Genomic DNA, 21,018 nt, shown 5'->3' with positions numbered 1-21,018 from the left:
GGCAAAGGCAATGCGGTCCACGAATGTCGTGGTTTTAAACAGCATCACCTCAATCGCTATTAAACAGGCACAAGAGATTAAGCTTAAAACAGAATATTTCCAATAAGATCTTTTAACGTTCGTAATAGTCGCCTCACAAGTTCTTTTTTAATCGTCTTATTTATTATAACAACTTGAGTTTGAAGAAAATGTGATAAAAATATAAAAATTATCTAAACAATTCATGTCTTCTTTTGAGCTCCCCCACGAACCATTCTGGTATAATAAAATTGTTAGGACAGCCGTGCAAAGCAATAAGCTGTTTCGCTCACTTCCCAGGAGGGCCTTTAAAATGAAGAAATTACTAATCGCTATCAGTGTCTCATTTGCCGGCTTAATGCTGCTTGCCGGCTGCAAGGGTAACCAAGCTGATTTAAATAATACCCCGAAAAAGAGCAACAATTCGTCTCAAAAACTCGACCAATTACTTTCTCCGGCAGAAAAGAAAGTGCCGGCTGATGATTCAAGCAATCAGTCATCATTAATTTCACAATTTTATCAATCCGGCGGCCGTTGGCACTGGAAACTGTCTTCAAGCCAATCTGGCACCATTGACGACAGCCAGGTTAACTCACTCAAATCAACTGGCACTAAGTACGTTTATCAACTTAAGTTAAAGAGTCATCAAAACAAACATTATACCCTCAAATTCAACTGGATTAACGGCGGCCACCAAGCTTATACCATTGATTCAAACTACCACAACTTCCATGCCAATTTTATTCTAGCTGATGCCAATCAGCGAACTGATGCTTGGCAAGACGGAGCTCCCCAAGTACTCCAAGGCACTTGGGCAACCGCTTACACGACTACTGGCAGTTCGCAAACACCGTATACCAAACGGTTCTTGATGATCACCGAATCGACAACTAGCAGTGTCACCAACCAGTATGATCAAAACCATCGCTTATACAATTCCAGCACCGACCTTAACAACGACCAAGTTTCATACCAGCTGGCCGGCCAAGACACTTACCTGCTGAAATCCTATTCGAGCGGCCACACGCCAACGGTTTATCAATTGACCCTTTTAAGCAGCAATCAAATTCGCGTGTCCGGTTTGACTTCCACACCTTTAACCCTCTCTAAATCAGCCACGATGCCGACTACTGACCAGAATTCAAATTCTACTACCCGTTCACAGTCAAGTGCCGCTAACAGCAGCAGTTCATCATCGCAAGCCGCTACAACTAGCAGTCATTCAGCTCAATTAACCGACCAGCAACTGGTTAATTGGGTTTGGCCCGAAGTAAAAGCATTGTATCCAAATACCAACGTCCAATCAACGGACTTCACTTACTTACCACAAAAACGAGCTGGGATGCTGTACCTTGACGTTTTAGAAAATCACAGTGCGACGATCTTTAAAAACCATCAAGTTGATCCAAACACTAATCCAAAAGTTGCCAGTTTCAGAGTCAATTCAACTGGCCAATTAGAAGAGATGAACCCGACGACCGGCAATTGGACCGTCGTGAGTGATACTTATGGCGGATAGTCAAACAGACTATTTATGACAAAACACCCATTAGTGATTCAGAAATGTTGATTAGCTTTCTAAATCATTAATGGGTGTTTTCGCACATTATTCTTTAATTTTCTTATTCGATACTACTCGTGGCTCATTTCTAGTTTTCGTCCGTTTTTCCATCTCAGCAATTGGTGGTAATCCCATAATTTTAGCTAAATCGTCTACTGTCAAATTGTCAGCGATCTTATCAATATAGGCATATGCTTCTTTTTTAGAACCAATAATCTTTACCATACTTATCACCCCAGTCCATAATTACTAATTATTTGTTCATTGCGAATACAGTATTCAACGCCATTAGGAATAAACACATGAATTCTTCCGTATATATTCGTTGCCGTCACACACTACACACAATCAATCCGAGAAAATTGATTACTTTTCTGAAGTTGTAAAATAAAATACTCAAGTAATGCACCATCAAGCGCGTGCTGCTTGAAACTGTTATGGTAAACCCTGTTGAAGGTATCAATTCGATTTTGAATGTTCAATCTCGTCAAAAATCTTTTAAATAGCTTCATATCAGCTAAGTTATCTATAAAATTCAATGAGTGTTCTTCAGTTACTTCGATAATTAGCATTATAGTAGCATATTTTCGTACATTTGTGGTTTTGGTTATAAACTCACTTGCTAATTGAGCATCCTCCAAAAAACCGTATATTCCATACCCTAAACTTCCAGGCTTCTTTTGAGGCTGCCCTAAATAGAAATCACCGAGATTGTAAATAGGAAGCTTAAACCCACTTCTTTTTATCTTCATCCAGTTAATACTAGTCGTCGCATGGTATATAACTTGAGTGACCATTTCCTTACTCCTCGTATTGTGACTTATTTCAGAACTGTTGATGATTACTTCTGATAAATATTAACTACGTAAAATTAACTTTTATTTTGTATTTGGTTACCAGAAGGGGCTTAGTGGATGGCGGTAAGGAAAAGAAAATCACAACTTATTTTCTCAAATTAATTTACTAAAAAAAGCTTTAGATGCATTTAATCATCCAAAGCTTAAAAATTAATTTTAAATTATTTGTAACTGGTTTAACTACTGATTAAACCTTCTAACCTTTCCTATTGCTTCAGCCGCGACTTTTCCTGCGCCCGTTTCTGATACATCGGGATCTCATCTTCACTGGCTCTTACCCAGTGATGTGGCGTGATTTCAACTAGTTGGCGCGATTTGCCATCAAATTCTTGGCTGGCATCGTAGGGAATTTGAACCCGAGCCCGTTCGTATTCAGGATCCGGCACCGGTACAGCTGATAATAGGCTGGCCGTGTAATCATGCAGCGGGTGGGCATAAATCTCATCTGAGCTGGCAATCTCTAGCATTCGGCCATAGTGCATCACGCCAATCCGATCACTGATATACTTCACCATTGATAGGTCATGGGCGATAAACAGATAGGTCAAATTTCGATCACGCTGCAGTTTCTTTAATAAATTAACCACTTGCGCTTGAATCGACACATCCAACGCGGAAATCGGTTCGTCAGCGATGATAAATTGCGGTTGAACCGCGAGTGCTCGGGCAATTCCGATTCGTTGTCGCTGCCCACCAGAGAATTCGTGGGGGTACCGACTCGAGTGATCCTTATTCAAACCAACGGTCTCCAACAATTCTTCAACTTGATTCGTTCGATCAGCGTCATCTTTGGCTAAATGGTTAATGTCGATTCCTTCGGCCACAATATCTTTAACCTTCATCCGAGGATTCAATGAGGCATAGGGATCTTGAAAGATCATCTGCATCTCTCGTCGGAAGTGTTGCTTCTGCTGTTTGGTTTTTAACTTGGAAACATCATCACCATCAAAGATAATTTTGCCAGAAGTTGGCTCATACAAATGAATGATTGCCCGGCCAACCGTGGTTTTCCCAGAACCAGATTCACCAACTAGGCCAAAGGTTTCACCGCGATAAACGTCAAAGGAAATGTCATCAACGGCGCGAACCTCATTGGGCTTTCCCATATTAAAATACTGTTTTAAATGCTCAACTTGTAAAACTTTATTTTCATCGGAATAGTCAATCACAGCTGTTCCTCCTGTTCTTCGACATGTTTGTCCTTGTGCTCATCGATCGCTTCGTGCGTCAATTTAGCGTAATGTTTCTGGCGCTCAATGATTTGTTCAGGAGGCGTCATCTTTGGCGCTCTTGGATCAAGCAACCAAGTGGCCGCATAATGCGTGTCAGATACTTTAAAGAACGGTGGCTGCTGCTTGGTATCAATCTCCAAGGCATACTTATTTCTGGCCGCGAAGGCATCACCCTTTGGTGGATCCAGTAAATCTGGTGGTGTTCCCGGAATCGAAGGCAATTCGGTTCCGGAAGTATCCATCGTCGGCATTGAATTCAATAGCCCCCAAGTATAAGGGTGCTTTGGATTATAGAAGATTTCGTCAACCGTCCCGTATTCGACAATCTTGCCGGCATACATGACCGCCACTCGGTCCGCCATTCCGGCAACGACACCCAGGTCATGGGTGATAAAAATGATTGACGTGTTGGTTTTAGTTTGCAATTCCTTCATTAAGTCCAAGATCTGGGCTTGAATCGTCACATCCAGCGCCGTAGTTGGTTCATCAGCAATCAGGATTTCCGGATAGTTAACCAAGGCAATCGCAATCACGATTCGTTGCCGCATCCCGCCTGAAAATTGGTGCGGATAATTATTGATTCGCTGTTCGGCATTTTCAATCCCAACTAGCTTCATCATTTCCAAAGCCTGAGCATAGGCTTTTTCCCGTTTCATTCCTTTATGAATGATTAGGGGTTCAGCAATCTGCTTGCCGATTTTCATCGTTGGATCTAGTGACGTCATTGGGTCTTGGAAAATTTCGGCAATGTTGTTGCCCCGAATTGCGTCCATTTGTTTTCTGCTCTTTTTGAGTAAATCTTGGTTCTTAAACATGATGCTACCACCAGCAATCACGGCATTTGGTGAATTCAATCCCATAATGCTGCGAGTGGTAACGGTTTTGCCGGAGCCAGATTCCCCAACAATCGCTAAGGTTTCGCCCTTGCGAAGGTCAAAGGAAACATCTCGAATTGCCTTAACAGTACCCGCATAAGTATTGAAGTTGATTTTGAGATTTCTGACTTCAAGCACATTTTGATTGTTTTCCATCTCAAAACACCTACTCTCTACTCTTGGGGTCGAATGAATCACGTAATCCATCACCCAAGATATTAAATGCAATCATTAAGACTGACAACACGATGGCTGGATACCACATCTGATATGGTAAGAATTGGAAGTTCTTTTGCCCATCGTTAATCAAAGTACCAAGGGAAGCTTGCGGGGCACTAATCCCAATTCCGATATAAGACAGGAAGGCTTCAAAGAAGATCGCCGTTGGAATCGTAAACATCAAGTTAATGATGATGACACTACTTAAGTTCGGCAGCAAGTGCTTAAACGAAATCTTCAGCGAACTTTCGCCTAGCGCTCGGGCCGCCAAGATAAACTCTTGGTTCTTGAGCTCCAAGGTTTGCGCTCGAACCAGCCGGGCCATATTAATCCAACTGGTAATCGCAATGGAATAAATGATCGCAGACATTCCTGGTTTTAAGACCAAGATTAATAGGACCATGACAACCAAGTTTGGAATTGACAACATAATTTCAATAATCCGTTGCATGATGGTATCTACTCGACCACCCATCCAGCCGGAAACAATGCCGTAAACCACACCAAATGCCAAGTCAAAGAAACTGGCAATCAAGGCAATTTCAAGCGAAATCCGAGTTCCATAAAGGATTCTGGAGAAGAGGTCCCGGCCAAGGTAGTCGGTTCCTAAAAGATAATAGGCGTTGCCAGCATGCGCTTGGGCATAAGCATTCACTCGGGTGCCGGACTGCATGATCGTCCCGTTAAACCCGTTAATATCAATCCCCGGAATTTTTGGCGGTAAGTTTGCCAAGTTGGGGTTAGTGGCGTTAGGATTATGGGTCTCAAAGAAGCCAGACCCAAACGCCAAGATAAATAAAATGATCAAAACGATCAAAGCAATCATCGCTGCTTTATTTTTTCGTAATCGGCGCCACGAATCTTGTAGGAAAGTTAATGATGGCGCTGAAATTTTTTCACTGTCTAAATGACTACGGTCAGCTGCCGTGACTGGTTTAAAATCACCAGTCGAAATTGGTTTTGCATTATCTGCCATTATTATTCTCCTTCCTAATTACTTTGGCCGCTAAGTCGGATTCGTGGATCAATCAATCCGTACAAAATATCGGTGATTAACAGCACAACGCAAAGCATTGCACAGTAAACAATTGTGAGCCCCATGATCGTTGGGTAATCGTTAGTCAAAACCGACTTAACAAATTGTTCACCAATTCCTGGCACTGAGAAGATGTTTTCAACAACCATTGAACCGGTCATGATATTAACAGTCAGCGGTCCAATTATAGTAATAATTGGAATCAAACTGTTTCGTAGAGCATGGTGATAGATTATTCCCACTTTGCCTAGTCCTTTAGCTTTTGCAAGCTCAATGTAGTCTGAGCTTAACACATCAACCATTTCAGTTCGCATAAATCGTGCAGTTTCAGCTAAAGGAGAAGCCGCTAGTGCCATGGTCGGTAAGACTGTGTATATAAATCCGCCCCAATCGGCAATTGGGAACCACCGCAGTTTTAATCCCAGATAATATTGCAAAAGCACTGCCAAAACGAAGGATGGAATAGACACTAACAAAATTGAAACAATCGTTGAAGTCGTATCAATCCATGTATTAGCTTTGACGGCACCAAGAGATCCAAGAACTAATCCCAAAAGGACACCGACAATCATTCCCTGGCCACCAATGATCAATGATGGCCCCATTCTGCTACCGATCAAATAAGAAACAGCTTGATTACTAAATTGGAAGGATACCCCGAAATTACCGTGAACAACACCGGCTAAGTAAACGAGGTACTGCTGCCAGACTGGTTTATCAAGTCCGTACTGCTTATAGATCTGATGAATTTGGCTAGGAGTCAGCTTGGCTTGGTTAGTCAAGGGCGTCCCTGGCATGAACTTCATCAGAAAAAAGGTGATCGTACTAACGATAAACAGGGTCAAAATAATATAAAATATTCTCTTTCCCAAGTACTTTACCATATGAGTTCCTCACATTCTAATTATGTTGTTACTGTTTTCTCATAAAGTCCATAATAATGTAAAAGAGACTGGAATTCAATAACCAGCCTCAAATACTTTGAACTGTAAAATTAAATTACTACTTAACTGAAGCCTTAGCCCAATCATATTGTGGTGAAGTCGTAAAGGCTTGAACTCCCTTAACAGAAGGTCGAAGTAATGCAGCTTGGCCTTGTTGATAAAGTGGAACGAGTCCTTGATCATTCATCAAAATCTTTTCTGCTTGAACCATATCATTCCAACGAGCAGTTTCGTTGTTGGCATCTTGATTTTCAGACTTCTTAACCAATGCATCGTACTTCTTGTTTGACCAACGGCCATCATTATAGGAGTTGTTGGTAACCATCAAATCAAGGAAGTTACTTGGATCTGGGTAATCAGCAATCCATGCGGAAAGGCCAATGTCAAATTGTTGATTTTCCATTCTGGTCAGTTTCGTCTTAAATGGAATGTTTTGGTTAGTAACTTTCAACCCTGGAAGTTTAGTAAGCTGACTCTGAACAAATTCAGTTGCTCGCTTACTATCATCATCATCCGCTCCCATTAAAGTAAGTGACAATGATTTCTTACCGACTTGCTTTAAGCCTTTTGCAAAGTATTTCTTTGCTTCAGTTAAGTTCGAATCAGTTCCTGATTTTACATACGCTTGATCGGCAAAATCCTTGCCATTGCGTTTAGACATGCTTGCAGGTACGAACCCCTTAGGAAGAATATCACCACCTTGCATAACTTTATTAACCATTTGCTTCTTATCGATCGCTAAAGCCATACCTTTACGGATGTTGACATTTCTAAGTGCAGGAATCTTTTTCTGATTAAACTCCAAGTACGTGGTAGAAGCTTGTGGGAACACCGTATATGCCTTGTTATTCTTATTATTGGCAGCCAATGTACCACTTAATGTCGTATAGTCAAGTTTATTACTGTTATAACTGTTTAAAGCGGTTGACGGTGTTTTAACAGCTTGGAAGTTAATTGTTTGTAACTTAACTTTCTTAGCATTCCAATATTTGGTGTTCTTTACAAGCTTCCAAGTATCATTAGTTCCGTTCCATCCCTTAAGAATAAACGGTCCATTGTAACTATTCTTAGTAGAATTACCACCGTAATCGCCACCATACTTGTTAACCACTTTAGAATTTTGTGGGAAGAATTCAGGCTGGGTAACCATATACTTAAAGTAACTTTGAGGTTTATCAAGGGTCACAACGAACTTGTAATTTCCCTCTGCTTTAACCCCTAGTTTTGAAGGAGACATCTTTCCTTTGTTGATTTGGTTGGCATTTTTAATATTAGCGAATATGTAAGCGTATTGTGAAGCAGTCTTTGGTTTAACAGTTCGTTGCCAAGAAAATACAAAGTCTTTGGCAGTAACTGGAGTCCCATCATTCCACTTAGAATGACGCAAGTTGAATGTCCATGTCAAACCATCTTTTGAAACGCTATAACTCTTGGCAACTCCGGGGTCAACTTTGTTGTTCTTAGCCATTCGGAGTAATCCCTCATTAGTACCGTTGGCAACTTGAGCTGAATACAAATCAATCATTTTAGATGTATCCATCGTCGAAATACTTTGTGGTGTCATCCAACTAATCTCTTGCTTCTTACTACCCGATTGTGAAGATTTACTACCACACCCAGCGAGGACAACTGCCGATAAGAGAGCAACCCCGCCAAGTTTTGCTAATGAATTTAATTTCATGTCGCAATACTTCCTTCCTCAAAATAATTACTAACCTTTGTGATGCACCTATTTTAAATTAAAATTTGATTAAAAGCAATGCACAGTCCAACTTTTTTGAAGTTGACGGGTTGAAGTTAACTGGTTGAAACAGATTTGTGAACAGTAATCACCTGCAGCATCAGCTTTTGCTTACTTTTGTTCACTTACCGATTCATTACAAATTATATTTCGATTTTTTACATACTTGATTATAAATGAGCTAAGTTTAAAATTCGTTAAGGCGATTTACGAATGACTCACATAGCCTATTAACATAATAAGAAGTTAGTGTCAGTTTGATTTATGCACCTTTTTATGTATAAAAAAGTGGCTTCACAGTAATTTGAGCCACCTTTTGAGATTCTATTTTTAGATGAGTCGAGCTAGCAGACGCAGCTTTATTTTACCGAAATCTTGCTCCAGTCCCATTGTGGTGCGGTCGGGAAGAATTCGACACCATGAATTTTTGGCTTCATCAATGTTGAAATGGCTGGTTGATACAATGGCACAATGCCTTGATCATTCATCAAAATCTTTTCAGCTTGAACCATGTCATTCCAACGCGCATTTTCATTGGCAGCATCCGTACTTTCTGACTTCTTAACCAATGCATCGTACTTTGCGTTTGCCCACTTACCGTTATTATAGGAATTCTTGGATGTCAAAATATCCAAGAAGTTGCTTGGGTCTGGTTAATCAGCGTTCCAAGCAGTAATTACCAGATCAAACTGGCCACTTGCTGATCGGGATAACCGGGTCTTATACGGGACATTTTGATTGGTAATCTTAACGCCCGGCAGTTTCGTCAATTGGCTTTGAACAAATTCGGTCGTGCGTTTAGCAATGTCCGTATCATCAGACAATAACGTTAGGTTAACGGATTTCTTGCCAGTTTCCTTCAAGCCCTTTGCCCAATACTTCTTGGCTTCGGCTAAATTGTAAGCCACTGCTGACTTCACATAAGACTGGTCAGCAAAGTCCTTGCCGTTACGTTTCGACATATCATCGGCCACAAACCCTTTAGGTGCCTGCGAGCCATCTGCCAGCACCTTATTGACTAACTGTTGTTTATCAATTGCCAGTGAGAAGGCTTTGCGGATGTTTCGGTTCTTAAACATCGGGAACTTCTTTTCGTTCATTTCTAGGTAGTAGATTGACGCTTGTTTATAAACATGATAGTTCTTACTATTCTTGTAGTTCTTCACCTGAGTGCCACTTAACGTCGTGAAGTCAAGCTTGCCACTGTTATAACTGTTCAACGCCGTTGCGGGATCCTTAACTGCTTGCATATTCAGCGTATCCAACTTAATGTTCTTGGCATTCCAATACTTAGCATTCTTAACCAACTTCCAAGTATCATTGGTGCCGTTCCAGCCCTTCAACACAAATGGCCCGTTAAAGCCAATCTTGTTGGCGTCCGTCCCATACGACGAGCCATACTTTTGAACCATCGAGATTTCTTCTGGGAAGTAATAGCTTTGCGAAACCATATATTTGAAGTAACTTTGGGGCTTCACTAAGTGAACAACCAATTTATAGTTGCCATCGGCTTTGACACCCAGCTTAGTTGGTGCCAATTTGCCCGCAATGATTTTGTTGGCGTTTTGAATATTTGAAAAGATGTAAGAGTATTGCGAAGCCGTCTTGGGGTTAACCGTTCGCTGCCATGAATAAACAAAATCTTTAGCAGTTACTGGCTTGCCATCGTTCCATTTTGACTGTCGCAGATTAAACGTCCACGTCTTGCCATCCTTTGAAACGGTATAATTCTTTGCCACTCCGGGAATTACGGCATTATTCTTTGTCATCCGCAGTAACCCTTCATTGGTCGCATTGACATTTTGACTGGAAATCAAATCTGTCATCTTGGAGACATCCATCGTGTTGATATTTGCATTGACCATCCAATTAGCTGTCTGCTTCTTGGCTCCCGATTGTGAGGACTTACTGCCACAACCCGCCAGAACGACAGCCGACAACAGTCCAACGCCACCAATCTTAATTAATGAGCTTAACTTCATGTTTGAATTCATCCCTTCAATAATGTGTTTGATCTTTAACGCAGCAACAGATAGATTTTAGATTAAATTTTGATTAAAATCAACATAATTTTTATAATCGAAAAGTCTTCGTTTATTGCACGTTGCATTGCATTGCTTTTGTAGTAACGATTACATTCATTAATAAACAATGAGTTTAGTTTGTATTTTTATCATTTTAACCTTCATGTCCAACTTAAGCTAAATTGAACGAAAGAGTATTTGTTTATTATTTTTTTACACTTGTGTGTTATACTTGAACACGTAATTTTAAGCGGGCAGCTGTACCAGACAGAAATCCCCATATAGGCACCTCAGCTAGAAATTCCAAGCCCAGGAATTTCTGGCTAAGAAGCCTTAGACTATGGTTTCTAACTGTCTGGCTCTGTTCACTTTTTAGGACAGCTGCGCAAAGCAGAAAGTTGTGTGTAAGCACCTTGGCGAAAAATTCCAAACCTGGGAATTTCCCGCCAAGGAGACTTACCCTTCGCTTTCTAGTCGCTTTGCTCCGCTCACTTTGGAGGTACTTATGAACTTAACAGACGAACTCACTCCTGTTGTCACGATTGGACTCAACCGGAACTCAAACAGTTTTGATTATTCAATGACTGAACTCAATAACCTGGTTGAAGCTAACAACATGCAGGTCGCAGAGACACTGGTTCAAAAGCTCGACAAGCCAGATCCTGCCACCTACTTTGGCAAGGGAAAAATTGAAGAATTAAAACAAGTTGTTATCGATGATGGTGTTGACACCATCGTGGCTAATGATGAATTATCACCCAGCCAAATCAGAAACATTGAAAAAGCGACCAACGCCCGGATCATTGACCGAACCGGCTTGATCTTAGAGATTTTTGCCAACCGGGCTCAATCAAGGGAAGCCAAGCTCCAAGTCGAGCTGGCTAAGCTCAAGTACCAACTGCCCCGGCTGCATACCAGCGCCAGCCAACGCCTTGACCAGCAAACGGGCACTGCCAGTGGGGCTGGTGGTGCCACTAACCGAGGGGCCGGTGAATCTCAGTATGAATTAAACCGTCGGACCCTTGAAAAGCGAATCACTCACGTTAACCAAGAGTTAAAGGAAGCCGCTAAGGCGGATCAAACCAAACGCAAGCAACGTGATCGCAGTGACATCCCCACGGTTGCTTTGGTTGGTTATACAAATGCAGGCAAATCCACGGTGATGAACGGGTTGATCAAACTGCTTGGCGAAGACGCGGATAAACAAGTCTTGGTCAAGAATATGTTATTTGCCACGTTGGATACGTCGATTAGGCGACTAACCCTCCCTGATCAAAAAACGTTCCTATTAAGTGACACCGTCGGCTTCGTTAGCCAATTACCCCACCAATTAGTTCAAGCCTTTAAGTCAACTTTGGCTGAAGCTGCCAACGCCGATTTGTTAATTCAAGTTGTCGACGATTCTGATCCCCATCGTGAACTAATGATGAAGACAACTGAGACTACCTTAAACGAAATTGGAGTTGCTGGCATGCCGATGATCGTTGCGTTGAACAAAGCTGATAAGCTGGACGTTTCTTATCCTGCCAGAGAAGGCGATAACTTGGTCATGTCAGCAATGGATGAAGCTTCCCTCAACGAACTCGTTGAAATGATTAAAGAAAAAGTTTTCAAAAACTATCAAACTGTCTCGTTGCTAATCCCGTTTAGTAAAGGAAACGTCGTCTCTTACCTCAATGACAACACGAACATCTTAAAGACTGAGTACCAAGACGACGGGACCCTCATTACCAGTGAATTGAACGAAACTGATGTCAAACGCTTAGCGAAGTATCGCGTGTAAGTTAGTTATCACTTTGGCTTAGGTGTTTATAGGCTATTACGTCTAGGACAGCTGCGCCAGGCAGAAAGCTACACGTAAGCACCTTGAACAAAAATTCCAAGCCCGGGAATTTCTGTTCAAGGAGACTTACGCTCCGCTTTCTAAGCGCCTGGCTCCACTCACTATTTTTAGGACAGCTGCGCAAAGCAGGGATCTGCGCGTAAGCACCTCTAACAAAAATCCCAACCGCTTTGCTTCGCTCACTACAAGAAGGAGAATTGAAAATTATGAAACAACAAAAAGAAGTGTCACTTGACCGCGATCTTGGTCTTTGGTCGGCACTTGCGCTGGTTATCGGAACGATAATTGGTGCCGGTGTCTTCGTCCGTCAATCAGCCGTATTAGATGACGCCGGCTCAACCACAATGGGCTTATTGGCTTGGTTCGCCGGTGGTCTCTTAACCATTACAGCTGGTTTAACAATCGCAGAAATTGCTTCCCAGATGCCAGAAACCGGTGGGCTTTATGTTTACATGGAAAAGATTTACGGCAAAATGTGGGGCTTTTTATCAGGTTGGATGCAGATTATTTTTTATGGTCCAGCAATGATTGCCTCATTGGGTGCTTATTTAGCTATTTTACTTTCTGACTTTTTTGGTTTTTCCAGTAAATATAACGTTTATATTGCCATTGGAACCATTGTGGCCGTCGGCGTCTTAAACCTCTTTTCCAACCGCTACGGAGCAACTTTTGCCATTGTGACGACCATTTGTAAGTTAGTACCAGTTGCAGCCTTGATTATCTTCGGCCTCTTCTTTGGCAATGAACGTGCCTTTGGCCAAAGCTTAGTCACCGTTCATCAAACCGCTGGCAATTTTGGAGTGGCAATCTTGGCTACTCTGTTTGCTTTTGATGGTTGGATTTTAGTTGCCAACTTGGGTGGTGAAATTAAGAATCCGCGTAAACGGCTGCCCCAAGCAATCACGTTTGGAATTCTCGCCGTAATGGCCATTTACCTGCTGGTTTCCTTTGGCGTGTACCGTTCTGTACCTGCCGAACAAATCCATAAGCTCGGCACCAGCGCAATTCCATACATTGCCAACCAAGCATTCGGTGAAATTGGCGGTAAAATTCTTAGTATTGGCATTATTATTTCTATCGTCGGCTGTATGAACGGCAAAATTATGACGTTCCCTCGGATCATGTACGCAATGGCTAAGCGTGGTCAATTGCCGTTCTCAAAGACATTGTCATACTTACATCCCAAGTCACACACCCCGATTTTTTCAACAATCGCTGAACTTATCATTGTTGCGTTGATGATTATTTTCTCCAACGCTGATCGGTTGTCAGAATTATGTATCTTCACAGTTTACTGCTTCTATGTGATGGCGTTTGTCGGCGTCTTCTTGCTGAGAAAACGCAACCCGAACCAAAAACGGGTCTTCTCAACACCACTTTTCCCAATCACACCAATCCTCGCCATCGGCGGCTCATTGTTCGTGATTGTCAGTGAAATTTTATCAGACCTGCCAGGCGTTTTAACGTCATTTGTGTTGGTTGGTGTTGGAATTCCAATCTTTTATTATGAAACTAAGAAGAACCGGGAAGCTTTTAAAGTTCAGGCTGAACTAAAAAACTCCTCTGAGTTAAAAGATGAAAATTAAACAATCAATTTAGTTGGCATGTTAACGGGCACCACTATCTCAGCTGGGATAATGGTGCCCGTTTTGTCTGGCTTTAATGACAATTAATTCATCCATTTAATCAATGTGCCCAATGGTTTTTATTAACTTACTTTCATTTTTAGTTAAACACTTTGGCGTTCGACAATCTTAATCGGCGTATAGAGGGGCTTTTCATCTGCCGCTGGCCAATTAATCAGCCGGTTCATCCCGCGGACGCCCATCTCAAAGAATGCTTGGGTCACGCTCGTTATCTGTGGGCGCACGATCTGGCAGAGTTTGGTGCCATCAACGCTGATAACCGCCAAATCATCAGGAATCTTCAGACCAAATTCTTGAGCCTGGTTCATCACGCCAATCGCAGCCAAATCACTTGAAGCAACGACCGCGGTGACAGGGGGATTGTGCCCGTATTGTTTCATCGCGACCACGCCGTCTTCATATGCAAAGTCGCCATCGCAAACCCATTCGGGATGAATAACCAGCCCATGATCATGCATTGCTTGGTTGTAGCCTTCCAGTCGAAGATGGCCGGTTACCGACTCCAAATCAGCGGCTACCAGACCAATTCTTGAATGCCCCTTTTGAATCAAATAATGGGTTGCCTGATAACCAATTTGAAAATCATCGGAAGTAATGAATGGTAACTCACGATTTTTCAACGTGATCGATAAAAAGAGATAGGGAATGTTTGCGGATGTCAACAGGCCTTCGTTACTGGGATCAAGGTCCACAGCAATCAGTAAAATGCCCATCACTGACCGTTCAATCACAGTCTCAAGTGCCTTTCGTTGCATCTGGGTATCTTTTTCGCCGGCGTACAAAATAATCACATTCAAGTTATTTTGGTTGGCGACTTGTTGAATCCCATCGATAATCTGATCGGAAAAGTTAGTCTGGGTTGAACTGACAATCGCTGCAATAACTTTACTCCGTTGAGTTACTAGTTCGACGGCAGCGGTGTTTCGCTGATAACCCAGTTCCTTAGCCGCTTTTTTGACCTTTTTAGCTGTTTTTTCCGAATAAAAAGCCGTTTGGTTGGATAAAACACGAGAAACGGTTGCCGGCGAAACTCCCGCCTTTTTGGCGATGTCTTTAATAGTTGCGGCCATTTACTCACCCCTTTTCCAAGTAATTGGTTTGAGTTCAATCTCAATAACATATAGCTGAACATGTCAACGACCGTTTTTTAGTTTAATTTATACAGCCTACAAAAACTTGTCCATCAATTAGCGTTCACAAAGTGATTATTACCTTTAATATTACCATATTTAGTTTTACTAAAATACACAAACGTTTGTGATTGCGTTATAAAGGGATTGCAAGCGATTTTTTATAGTGTTATCATCATCGATGTAAACGTTTCCTTAGAATATTTCTTGGCCAAGATTATGGGGATCGTTCACTTTTGGGAGTTGGTAGTTGTTTTGCTTGTTTTAGGACAGCTCTGCCAGGCAGAAACTTCCACATAAGCACCTTCAGCAAAAATTCCAAACCTGGGGATTTCTATTGAAGGAGGCTTACGTTCCGGTTCCTAAGCGCTTGGCTCCGCTCATTGTTATTAGGACAGCTGCGCCAGGCAGAAAGCTCCACGTAAGCACCTCTAACAAAAATTCCAGAACCGGGAATTTCCGTTAGAGGAGACTTACGCTCCGCTTTCTAAGCGCCTGGCTCCGCTCACTTTTTTCGAGGAGGAATACTTATGGACGCAAAAGCAAAACCTGACAACGTTGGCACCCAAGCCGAACCAAAAAGTTTTGGTTCACACCTACCAACGTTGAAAGTTAGCACCATTTTTGCCATGACATTTGGTTTTTTCGGGGTTAACATGGCATTTTCATTGCAACAATCGCAAATGGGGCGGATTTTTCAGACAATTGGGGCCAACCCCAATAATTTAGGCTTTTTCTTCATCCTACCGCCACTGGCCGGGATGGTAATTCAGCCATTAATTGGCAAATATTCAGATCGTACTTGGACACGATTTGGTCGCCGAATGCCATATTTGTTCATCGGCGCGCCAGTCGCTGCCATCGTACTGGTACTATTGCCAAATGCCGGGTCATTCGGTTTCGGTTATGGTTCTGCGGCCGCGCTGTGGTTCGCGGCGGTCGCCACTTTATTTATGGACCTCTCATCCAACGTTTGCATGCAGCCGTTCAAGATGGTTATCGGCGACATGGTCAACGAAGATCAAAAGGATATGGCTTGGTCTTGGCAACAATCCTTCTCTAATCTAGGTGGTGTGTTAGCTAGCCTAGTCCCCTTCTTCTTGGCCTTTCTTGGTCTTTCAAACGTCGCTCAAAAAGGCGAAGTGCCAATTACCGTTAAATTAGCTTACTATTTAGCAGCCGCTATTCTTCTACTAACATCGTTTTACACGATTGCAAAGGTTCACGAGTATAATCCAGAAGAATATGCGACGTATCACAATATTGATTTAGCTGACCAAAAGAAGCAGCCGAGTTTGTGGACGTTGACTAAAAAAGCCCCTCGCGTATTCTGGGAAATTTCGATTGTTCAATTCTTTACGTGGTTTGCCATTCTTTATTCCTGGACATATGCAACCGGTGCCATTGCTCTAAACGTTTGGCACACAGCCAACCCCTCTTCTGCCGGTTATCAAGCTGCTGGCAACTGGTATGGCGTTTTGACCTGCATTCAAGCCGTTGCTTCCGTTCTCTTTGGTCTCTTAGTTCAAGCCCGAACTAAGCCAGAACACCGAAAAGCTTGGTACGTTTTTGGCCTCCTGGCTGGAGCCCTTGGGTTCATCCTGATCTTCTTCATCCACAGCAAGTGGTTGTTAGTTCTGCCATTCTGTTTGATTGGGATTACCTACATTACGATGAACACGCAACCATTCTCACTATTAACCGAAGCTTTGAACGGTGAAAACGAAGGTGCCTACTTAGGGCTATTCAACTGCGCTATTTGCTTGCCCCAAATTGCTGCCTCGCTCTGCAGCTTCTTCATCTTCCCGATGGTTGGTCACTCGATGCCAGCAATGTTCTTAGTCGGCGGCGTTTCCCTTGTTTTAGGGGCGTTTTCAGTTCGGTTTATTCATTCGAAATTAAGTCAACAAGTTCTTTAGTGTATGGTAATAGATGTAAGCGAAATTAGGACAGCTACGCCAGGCAGAAACCTACACATAAGCACCTCTAACAAAAATTCCAAACCCGGGAATTCTTGTTAGAGGAGACTTATGTTCCGGTTTCTAACCGCCTGGCTCCGCTCACTGTTATTAGGACAGCTGTGCAAAGCAGAAAGCTCCGTGTAAGCACCTTGGCAAAAAATTCCAAGCCCGGGAATTTCCCGCCAAGGAGACTTACACTCCGACGGCCGTGAAACGCCTAGCCTACTTGGCGCTTTCTAACCGCTTTGCTCCGCTCACTTTAATTTTAGAAAAGAGGAAATTTCATTGACACACAAATGGTGGCAAAATGCCGTAATTTATCAAATTTACCCACAAAGCTTCCAAGATAGCAACAACGATGGTATTGGTGACTTGCCTGGGATTGTCAAGCGACTCCCCTACCTTCAAAAATTAGGGGTTGACGTCCTTTGGCTTAATCCAATCTACCAATCTCCACTCAAAGATAACGGTTATGATATTGCCGATTACAAAAAGATTTTACCCGTTTATGGCTCGATGGCTGACTTTGACAATTTACTCAAGCAAATCCATGCTCATGGAATGAAATTGCTGATGGATTTGGTTGTCAACCACACCTCCGACCAACATCGCTGGTTCCAAGAAAGCAAGCAGTCTAAAGATAATCAATACGCTGATTACTATATTTGGCGTGATCCAGTTAACGGCCATGAACCCAACAACTGGCACGCGGCTTTTGGCGGCAGTGCTTGGACATTTGTTCCGGAACGCGGGCAATACTACCTGCACTTATTTGCTCCTGGCCAGCCGGACTTGAATTGGGAAAATCCAGCCGTCCGCGAATCCGTTTGGAACATCATGCGCTTCTGGTTGGACAAAGGGATCGATGGGTTTCGGATGGACGTCATCAACCTGATTTCCAAACCAGCCGGATTACCTGACGCTCCCGAGCCCGGTACTTATCCATTAACAGAAGGGTTGGTTGCAGACGGCCCAAAGCTAGACGACTATCTGCGGGAAATGAACGAGAAAGTCCTCTCACATTACGATGTCATGACGGTTGGTGAAATGCCAAGTTCCAAGCCGGAAGATGCGATCAACTATACCGGCCTCAACAGTCACGAACTTAACATGGTCTTTCAATTCCAGCACGTTGCCTTGGAACCTAATCCAGACAAGCGGTTGGGCAAATGGAACGACCAGCCAGTCAAGCTACCAGAGCTCAAAAAGGCGCTGTCCCGGTGGCAAAAGGCGCTAGATGGTAAAGGTTGGAATAGTTTATACTGGAACAATCATGACCAACCACGAGCCGTCTCACGCTTCGCTAACGATGACCCAAAATATCGGGTCCGGGCCGCTAAGATGTTGGGCACTACCCTCCATATGATGCAGGGAACGCCGTTTGTCTTTGAAGGCGAAGAACTGGGAATGGCTAACGTTCATTACACCCACCTTGATCAATATGAGGATTTGGAATCAATCAACGCCTATCATGAATTAGTCGATGAAAAGAAATTGGTTGATGGGCCAACAATGCTGAAATATTTAGCCAATATTTCCCGGGATAATGCCCGAACGCCAATGCCGTGGGACGATAGCCAAAATGCTGGTTTCTCAGATGCAACGCCTTGGTTTGCGTTAAATCCAACCTACCAACAGATTAATGCCAAGGCAGCGGTGGCTGATAAAGATTCGGTTTTCTATCATTATCAAAAACTCATTCAACTACGGCATGATTCGGATTTAGTCAAATTTGGTAATTACGACGAAATTGACCCGGATGATGCTGAGGTGTTTGCTTATCGCCGTCATTATCAAGGTGATACGCTGTTAGTTATGAGTAATTTTACTGATAAGACGCTTACCCGCAATTATAGGCAGGCAAGGGCCGCTAAATTGGTACTTAGCAATTATGATAATGACCAAGGTGTTACATTAAGGCCATATGAAAGCAAAGTATATCTGTTTAACTGAATCACATTTTTAACGAAGCGCCCTACTATTCAGTAAAAGCTGGATAATAGGGCGTTTTATTGTTGTTAAAAGTTGAATTTTTACTCACAAAATTTCCCGCGGTATAATGAGGAATGTATCATTATTCGACTAAGGAAGTGTTTGCCAATGGACTACTGGTTATATCAATTAGAATGGGTATTACGGCTATTCGTGGCCGCTATCTGTGGTGGTATGGTTGGCTACGAACGCAAAGTCCGCTTAAAGACGGCTGGCATTCGAACCCACATGCTGGTTGCGGTCGGCGCCGCTCTCTTCATGATTATCTCGAAGTACGGTTTCTTTGATTTAACCAGTCACGCAACCGCTATTAGCCTTGACCCATCACGGGTGGCGTCACAAGTTGTTACCGGAATTGGGTTCATTGGCGCTGGGGCAATTATGACCCGCAACCATAAAATTGATGGCCTGACCACCGCAGCCGGTTTGTGGGCAACTGCGGCGATTGGCTTGGCAATTGGCGCGGCCATGTATGTCATCGGCATCGCTGGGACGCTGTGCATCCTGATTACCCAAACCATTGTCAGGAGAATCAGGGCGCTCAAACGGTATCCCAATCGATCGATGATTCGCCTGCAAGTCACTTTAACAGGTAAATTAAACGACATGGATGCCCTCCCTGATCGGCTCAAGATTATTGGTAGTAGTAGTGTTAAAATGCGGATTCTTGCATATAAACCGGACTCATTTTCATTGGAAATGCAAATCAAACTAGTCCGCCGAGCTGATCCAGATGATTTTATTATGAAGATGAGTAATTTGGCAGATGTAAAGCAAATTGATGTGTTGGATTGAAGGCGTAAAAAGCCGATGAATTATATGAGGTCCAATTGATGAATGATGACCTGAATTTAGCGCTTTTGTAATCAACAATACAATTGATCCTTAAAGCCATAGTTTCCTTTGGGCAACTTTTGAGTATCTTCTCAAGAGGAAACGGATACGCTTTTCAATAATTTCAAGTGACCCTATCCTATTTAGAATCAATAATAAGTTCATCTGGAAAATCTTCGGATGCGCTGGTAGCCGCCAAACCGATAAACGCGTAATTCGTTTGTCAGCTTGGCGGCGTTTGCGTTAATTGCGTTTATAATAAACTTTCAAAAACTGACTGATAATTTATCATTTCAATTACTGCTTAATTTAAATACTAAAAAGAGCGAGCAGCCTCACTGAAGGTTGCTCGCTCTTTTTAGTATTCACACAATCGGCTTTTTACCGTTGCGTTTCTTGCGCCACAATTTCGGCCTCTTCGGCTCCTTTGTTCTTCGCAGTTCCTAATCGATGTTCGAGGTACCGCGATAAAAGCGACAGCGAATAGCAAACGATGAAGTACATCACCGCCAGTGCAATGAACATCGGAATTGTATAATTTGTATTTTGCCCGTAAATAATCTGTGCATGGTTCATTAAGTCCGGCAAAACAATGATGGTTGCCAACGACGTATCCTTGACCAATGAAATAAACTGACTGACAATCGCCGGGATCATGTTTTTAATGGCTTGTGGCAAGATGATATAACGCAATGCCTGCCAATAGGACAAGCCGTTAGCTCGGGCGCCTTCCATTTGACCAACCGGAATTGACGCAATCCCGGCCCGGACAATTTCGGCCACCATCGCCGATTCAAAGACCGCCATCGCAATGACCGAAGCCCAAATTGGGTCTGGTTTAAATCCGATATTCGGCAGACCAAAATACGTAAAGAAGATAATGAGGATTAACGGCAAGTTCCTGATAATATCAATCAAGAAACCAACAATCGCTGAGAAGTACTTAATTTGAACATATCGAATCACTCCCAAAATCACGCCAAATATGTAACTGAGAATGATCGAAAGAACAGATACTAGAATCGTTACCCAAGCACCCTCAAGAAGGAACCGGATGTTAATCCACGAATATGCACCCAAAATTGTTAACATATTAAATTCCTCC

The 21,018-nt window shown here is 42.7% G+C and carries 15 protein-coding genes and 1 pseudogene; 6 read left to right on the top strand and 10 right to left on the bottom strand.

Going from position 1 to position 21,018, the window contains the following annotated elements:
- Window positions 1-331 precede the first annotated feature (331 nt).
- On the top strand, window positions 332-1,537 hold the full coding sequence (locus tag YK48G_RS09855; protein WP_203630548.1) for a hypothetical protein: 1,206 nt from the start codon (window positions 332-334) through the stop codon (window positions 1,535-1,537).
- An 87-nt stretch (window positions 1,538-1,624) separates the two neighbouring features.
- On the opposite strand, the gene YK48G_RS09850 is transcribed toward YK48G_RS09855, so the two are convergent.
- From YK48G_RS09850 to YK48G_RS09815, 8 genes and pseudogenes are all read right to left on the bottom strand, one after another.
- On the bottom strand, window positions 1,625-1,804 hold the full coding sequence (locus YK48G_RS09850; protein WP_203630547.1) for a hypothetical protein: 180 nt from the start codon (window positions 1,802-1,804) through the stop codon (window positions 1,625-1,627).
- 113 nt (window positions 1,805-1,917) lie between these two features.
- Window positions 1,918-2,376 (bottom strand): hypothetical protein, encoded by a 459-nt coding sequence (locus YK48G_RS09845; RefSeq protein ID WP_232365346.1) that lies wholly within the window; start codon window positions 2,374-2,376, stop codon window positions 1,918-1,920.
- Window positions 2,377-2,642: 266 nt separating this feature from the next.
- Window positions 2,643-3,605: an ABC transporter ATP-binding protein gene (locus YK48G_RS09840; protein WP_284692035.1), complete on the bottom strand. Its 963-nt coding sequence runs from the start codon at window positions 3,603-3,605 to the stop codon at window positions 2,643-2,645.
- Window positions 3,602-4,699 carry an ABC transporter ATP-binding protein gene (locus tag YK48G_RS09835; RefSeq protein WP_203630546.1) on the bottom strand — a complete coding sequence of 366 codons (1,098 nt, stop codon included), beginning with the start codon at window positions 4,697-4,699 and terminating at the stop codon, window positions 3,602-3,604. Before YK48G_RS09835 ends, YK48G_RS09840 begins: the two co-directional genes overlap by 4 nt.
- A 10-nt stretch (window positions 4,700-4,709) precedes the next feature.
- Window positions 4,710-5,738, bottom strand: coding sequence for an ABC transporter permease (locus tag YK48G_RS09830; protein WP_203630545.1), 1,029 nt, complete (start codon window positions 5,736-5,738; stop codon window positions 4,710-4,712).
- 14 nt (window positions 5,739-5,752) lie between these two features.
- Entirely contained in the window at window positions 5,753-6,682 is a 930-nt protein-coding gene (gene opp3b / locus YK48G_RS09825) for an oligopeptide ABC transporter permease (RefSeq protein ID WP_203630544.1), read from the bottom strand.
- A 118-nt stretch (window positions 6,683-6,800) separates the two neighbouring features.
- The gene (locus YK48G_RS09820) at window positions 6,801-8,423 is read right to left on the bottom strand and encodes a peptide ABC transporter substrate-binding protein (protein ID WP_203630543.1); all 1,623 of its coding nucleotides are present in this window, start codon (window positions 8,421-8,423) and stop codon (window positions 6,801-6,803) included.
- A 419-nt stretch (window positions 8,424-8,842) separates the two neighbouring features.
- A pseudogene (locus tag YK48G_RS09815) lies at window positions 8,843-10,465 on the bottom strand (peptide ABC transporter substrate-binding protein).
- Window positions 10,466-11,012: 547 nt separating this feature from the next.
- Between YK48G_RS09815 and hflX the strand changes: the two are divergent.
- Entirely contained in the window at window positions 11,013-12,290 is a 1,278-nt protein-coding gene (hflX, locus tag YK48G_RS09810; protein ID WP_203630542.1) for a GTPase HflX, read from the top strand.
- 266 nt (window positions 12,291-12,556) lie between these two features.
- Window positions 12,557-13,936, top strand: coding sequence for an APC family permease (locus YK48G_RS09805; protein ID WP_203630541.1), 1,380 nt, complete (start codon window positions 12,557-12,559; stop codon window positions 13,934-13,936).
- Window positions 13,937-14,079: 143 nt separating this feature from the next.
- Here the strand turns inward: YK48G_RS09805 and YK48G_RS09800 are convergent, their stop codons facing one another.
- Window positions 14,080-15,066: a LacI family DNA-binding transcriptional regulator gene (locus YK48G_RS09800; protein ID WP_203630540.1), complete on the bottom strand. Its 987-nt coding sequence runs from the start codon at window positions 15,064-15,066 to the stop codon at window positions 14,080-14,082.
- Between the two features lie 590 nt (window positions 15,067-15,656).
- Between YK48G_RS09800 and YK48G_RS09795 the strand changes: the two genes are divergently transcribed.
- The 3 genes from YK48G_RS09795 to YK48G_RS09785 all read left to right on the top strand — a co-directional run bounded on the left by YK48G_RS09795 (window position 15,657) and on the right by YK48G_RS09785 (window position 19,874).
- Window positions 15,657-17,045, top strand: coding sequence for an SLC45 family MFS transporter (locus YK48G_RS09795; protein WP_203630539.1), 1,389 nt, complete (start codon window positions 15,657-15,659; stop codon window positions 17,043-17,045).
- 327 nt (window positions 17,046-17,372) lie between these two features.
- Window positions 17,373-19,040 (top strand): glycoside hydrolase family 13 protein, encoded by a 1,668-nt coding sequence (locus tag YK48G_RS09790; protein ID WP_203630538.1) that lies wholly within the window; start codon window positions 17,373-17,375, stop codon window positions 19,038-19,040.
- A gap of 147 nt (window positions 19,041-19,187) precedes the next feature.
- Window positions 19,188-19,874, top strand: a complete 687-nt coding sequence (locus tag YK48G_RS09785; RefSeq protein ID WP_203630537.1) for an MgtC/SapB family protein — start codon at window positions 19,188-19,190, stop codon at window positions 19,872-19,874.
- Window positions 19,875-20,294: 420 nt separating this feature from the next.
- On the opposite strand, the gene YK48G_RS09780 is transcribed toward YK48G_RS09785, so the two are convergent.
- Window positions 20,295-21,005 (bottom strand): amino acid ABC transporter permease, encoded by a 711-nt coding sequence (locus YK48G_RS09780; protein ID WP_203630536.1) that lies wholly within the window; start codon window positions 21,003-21,005, stop codon window positions 20,295-20,297.
- Window positions 21,006-21,018: the final 13 nt, after the last annotated feature.

It is taken from the genome of Lentilactobacillus fungorum (genome assembly GCF_016860605.1).
Lineage (GTDB): Bacteria > Bacillota > Bacilli > Lactobacillales > Lactobacillaceae > Lentilactobacillus > Lentilactobacillus fungorum.
The sequence above is the reverse complement of the archived record's forward strand: the minus strand, read 5'-3'. Positions and strand labels throughout refer to the sequence as shown.

Coding starts and splice junctions, on each gene's coding strand:
- YK48G_RS09855 (WP_203630548.1), top strand. CDS start 332: ATGAAGAAATTACTAATCGCTATCAGTGTCTCATTTGCCGGCTTAATG.
- YK48G_RS09780 (WP_203630536.1), bottom strand. CDS start 21,005: ATGTTAACAATTTTGGGTGCATATTCGTGGATTAACATCCGGTTCCTT.
- hflX (WP_203630542.1), top strand. CDS start 11,013: ATGAACTTAACAGACGAACTCACTCCTGTTGTCACGATTGGACTCAAC.
- YK48G_RS09805 (WP_203630541.1), top strand. CDS start 12,557: ATGAAACAACAAAAAGAAGTGTCACTTGACCGCGATCTTGGTCTTTGG.
- YK48G_RS09845 (WP_232365346.1), bottom strand. CDS start 2,376: ATGGTCACTCAAGTTATATACCATGCGACGACTAGTATTAACTGGATG.
- opp3b (WP_203630544.1), bottom strand. CDS start 6,682: ATGGTAAAGTACTTGGGAAAGAGAATATTTTATATTATTTTGACCCTG.
- YK48G_RS09850 (WP_203630547.1), bottom strand. CDS start 1,804: ATGGTAAAGATTATTGGTTCTAAAAAAGAAGCATATGCCTATATTGAT.
- YK48G_RS09800 (WP_203630540.1), bottom strand. CDS start 15,066: ATGGCCGCAACTATTAAAGACATCGCCAAAAAGGCGGGAGTTTCGCCG.
- YK48G_RS09795 (WP_203630539.1), top strand. CDS start 15,657: ATGGACGCAAAAGCAAAACCTGACAACGTTGGCACCCAAGCCGAACCA.
- YK48G_RS09835 (WP_203630546.1), bottom strand. CDS start 4,699: ATGGAAAACAATCAAAATGTGCTTGAAGTCAGAAATCTCAAAATCAAC.
- YK48G_RS09820 (WP_203630543.1), bottom strand. CDS start 8,423: ATGAAATTAAATTCATTAGCAAAACTTGGCGGGGTTGCTCTCTTATCG.
- YK48G_RS09830 (WP_203630545.1), bottom strand. CDS start 5,738: ATGGCAGATAATGCAAAACCAATTTCGACTGGTGATTTTAAACCAGTC.
- YK48G_RS09785 (WP_203630537.1), top strand. CDS start 19,188: ATGGACTACTGGTTATATCAATTAGAATGGGTATTACGGCTATTCGTG.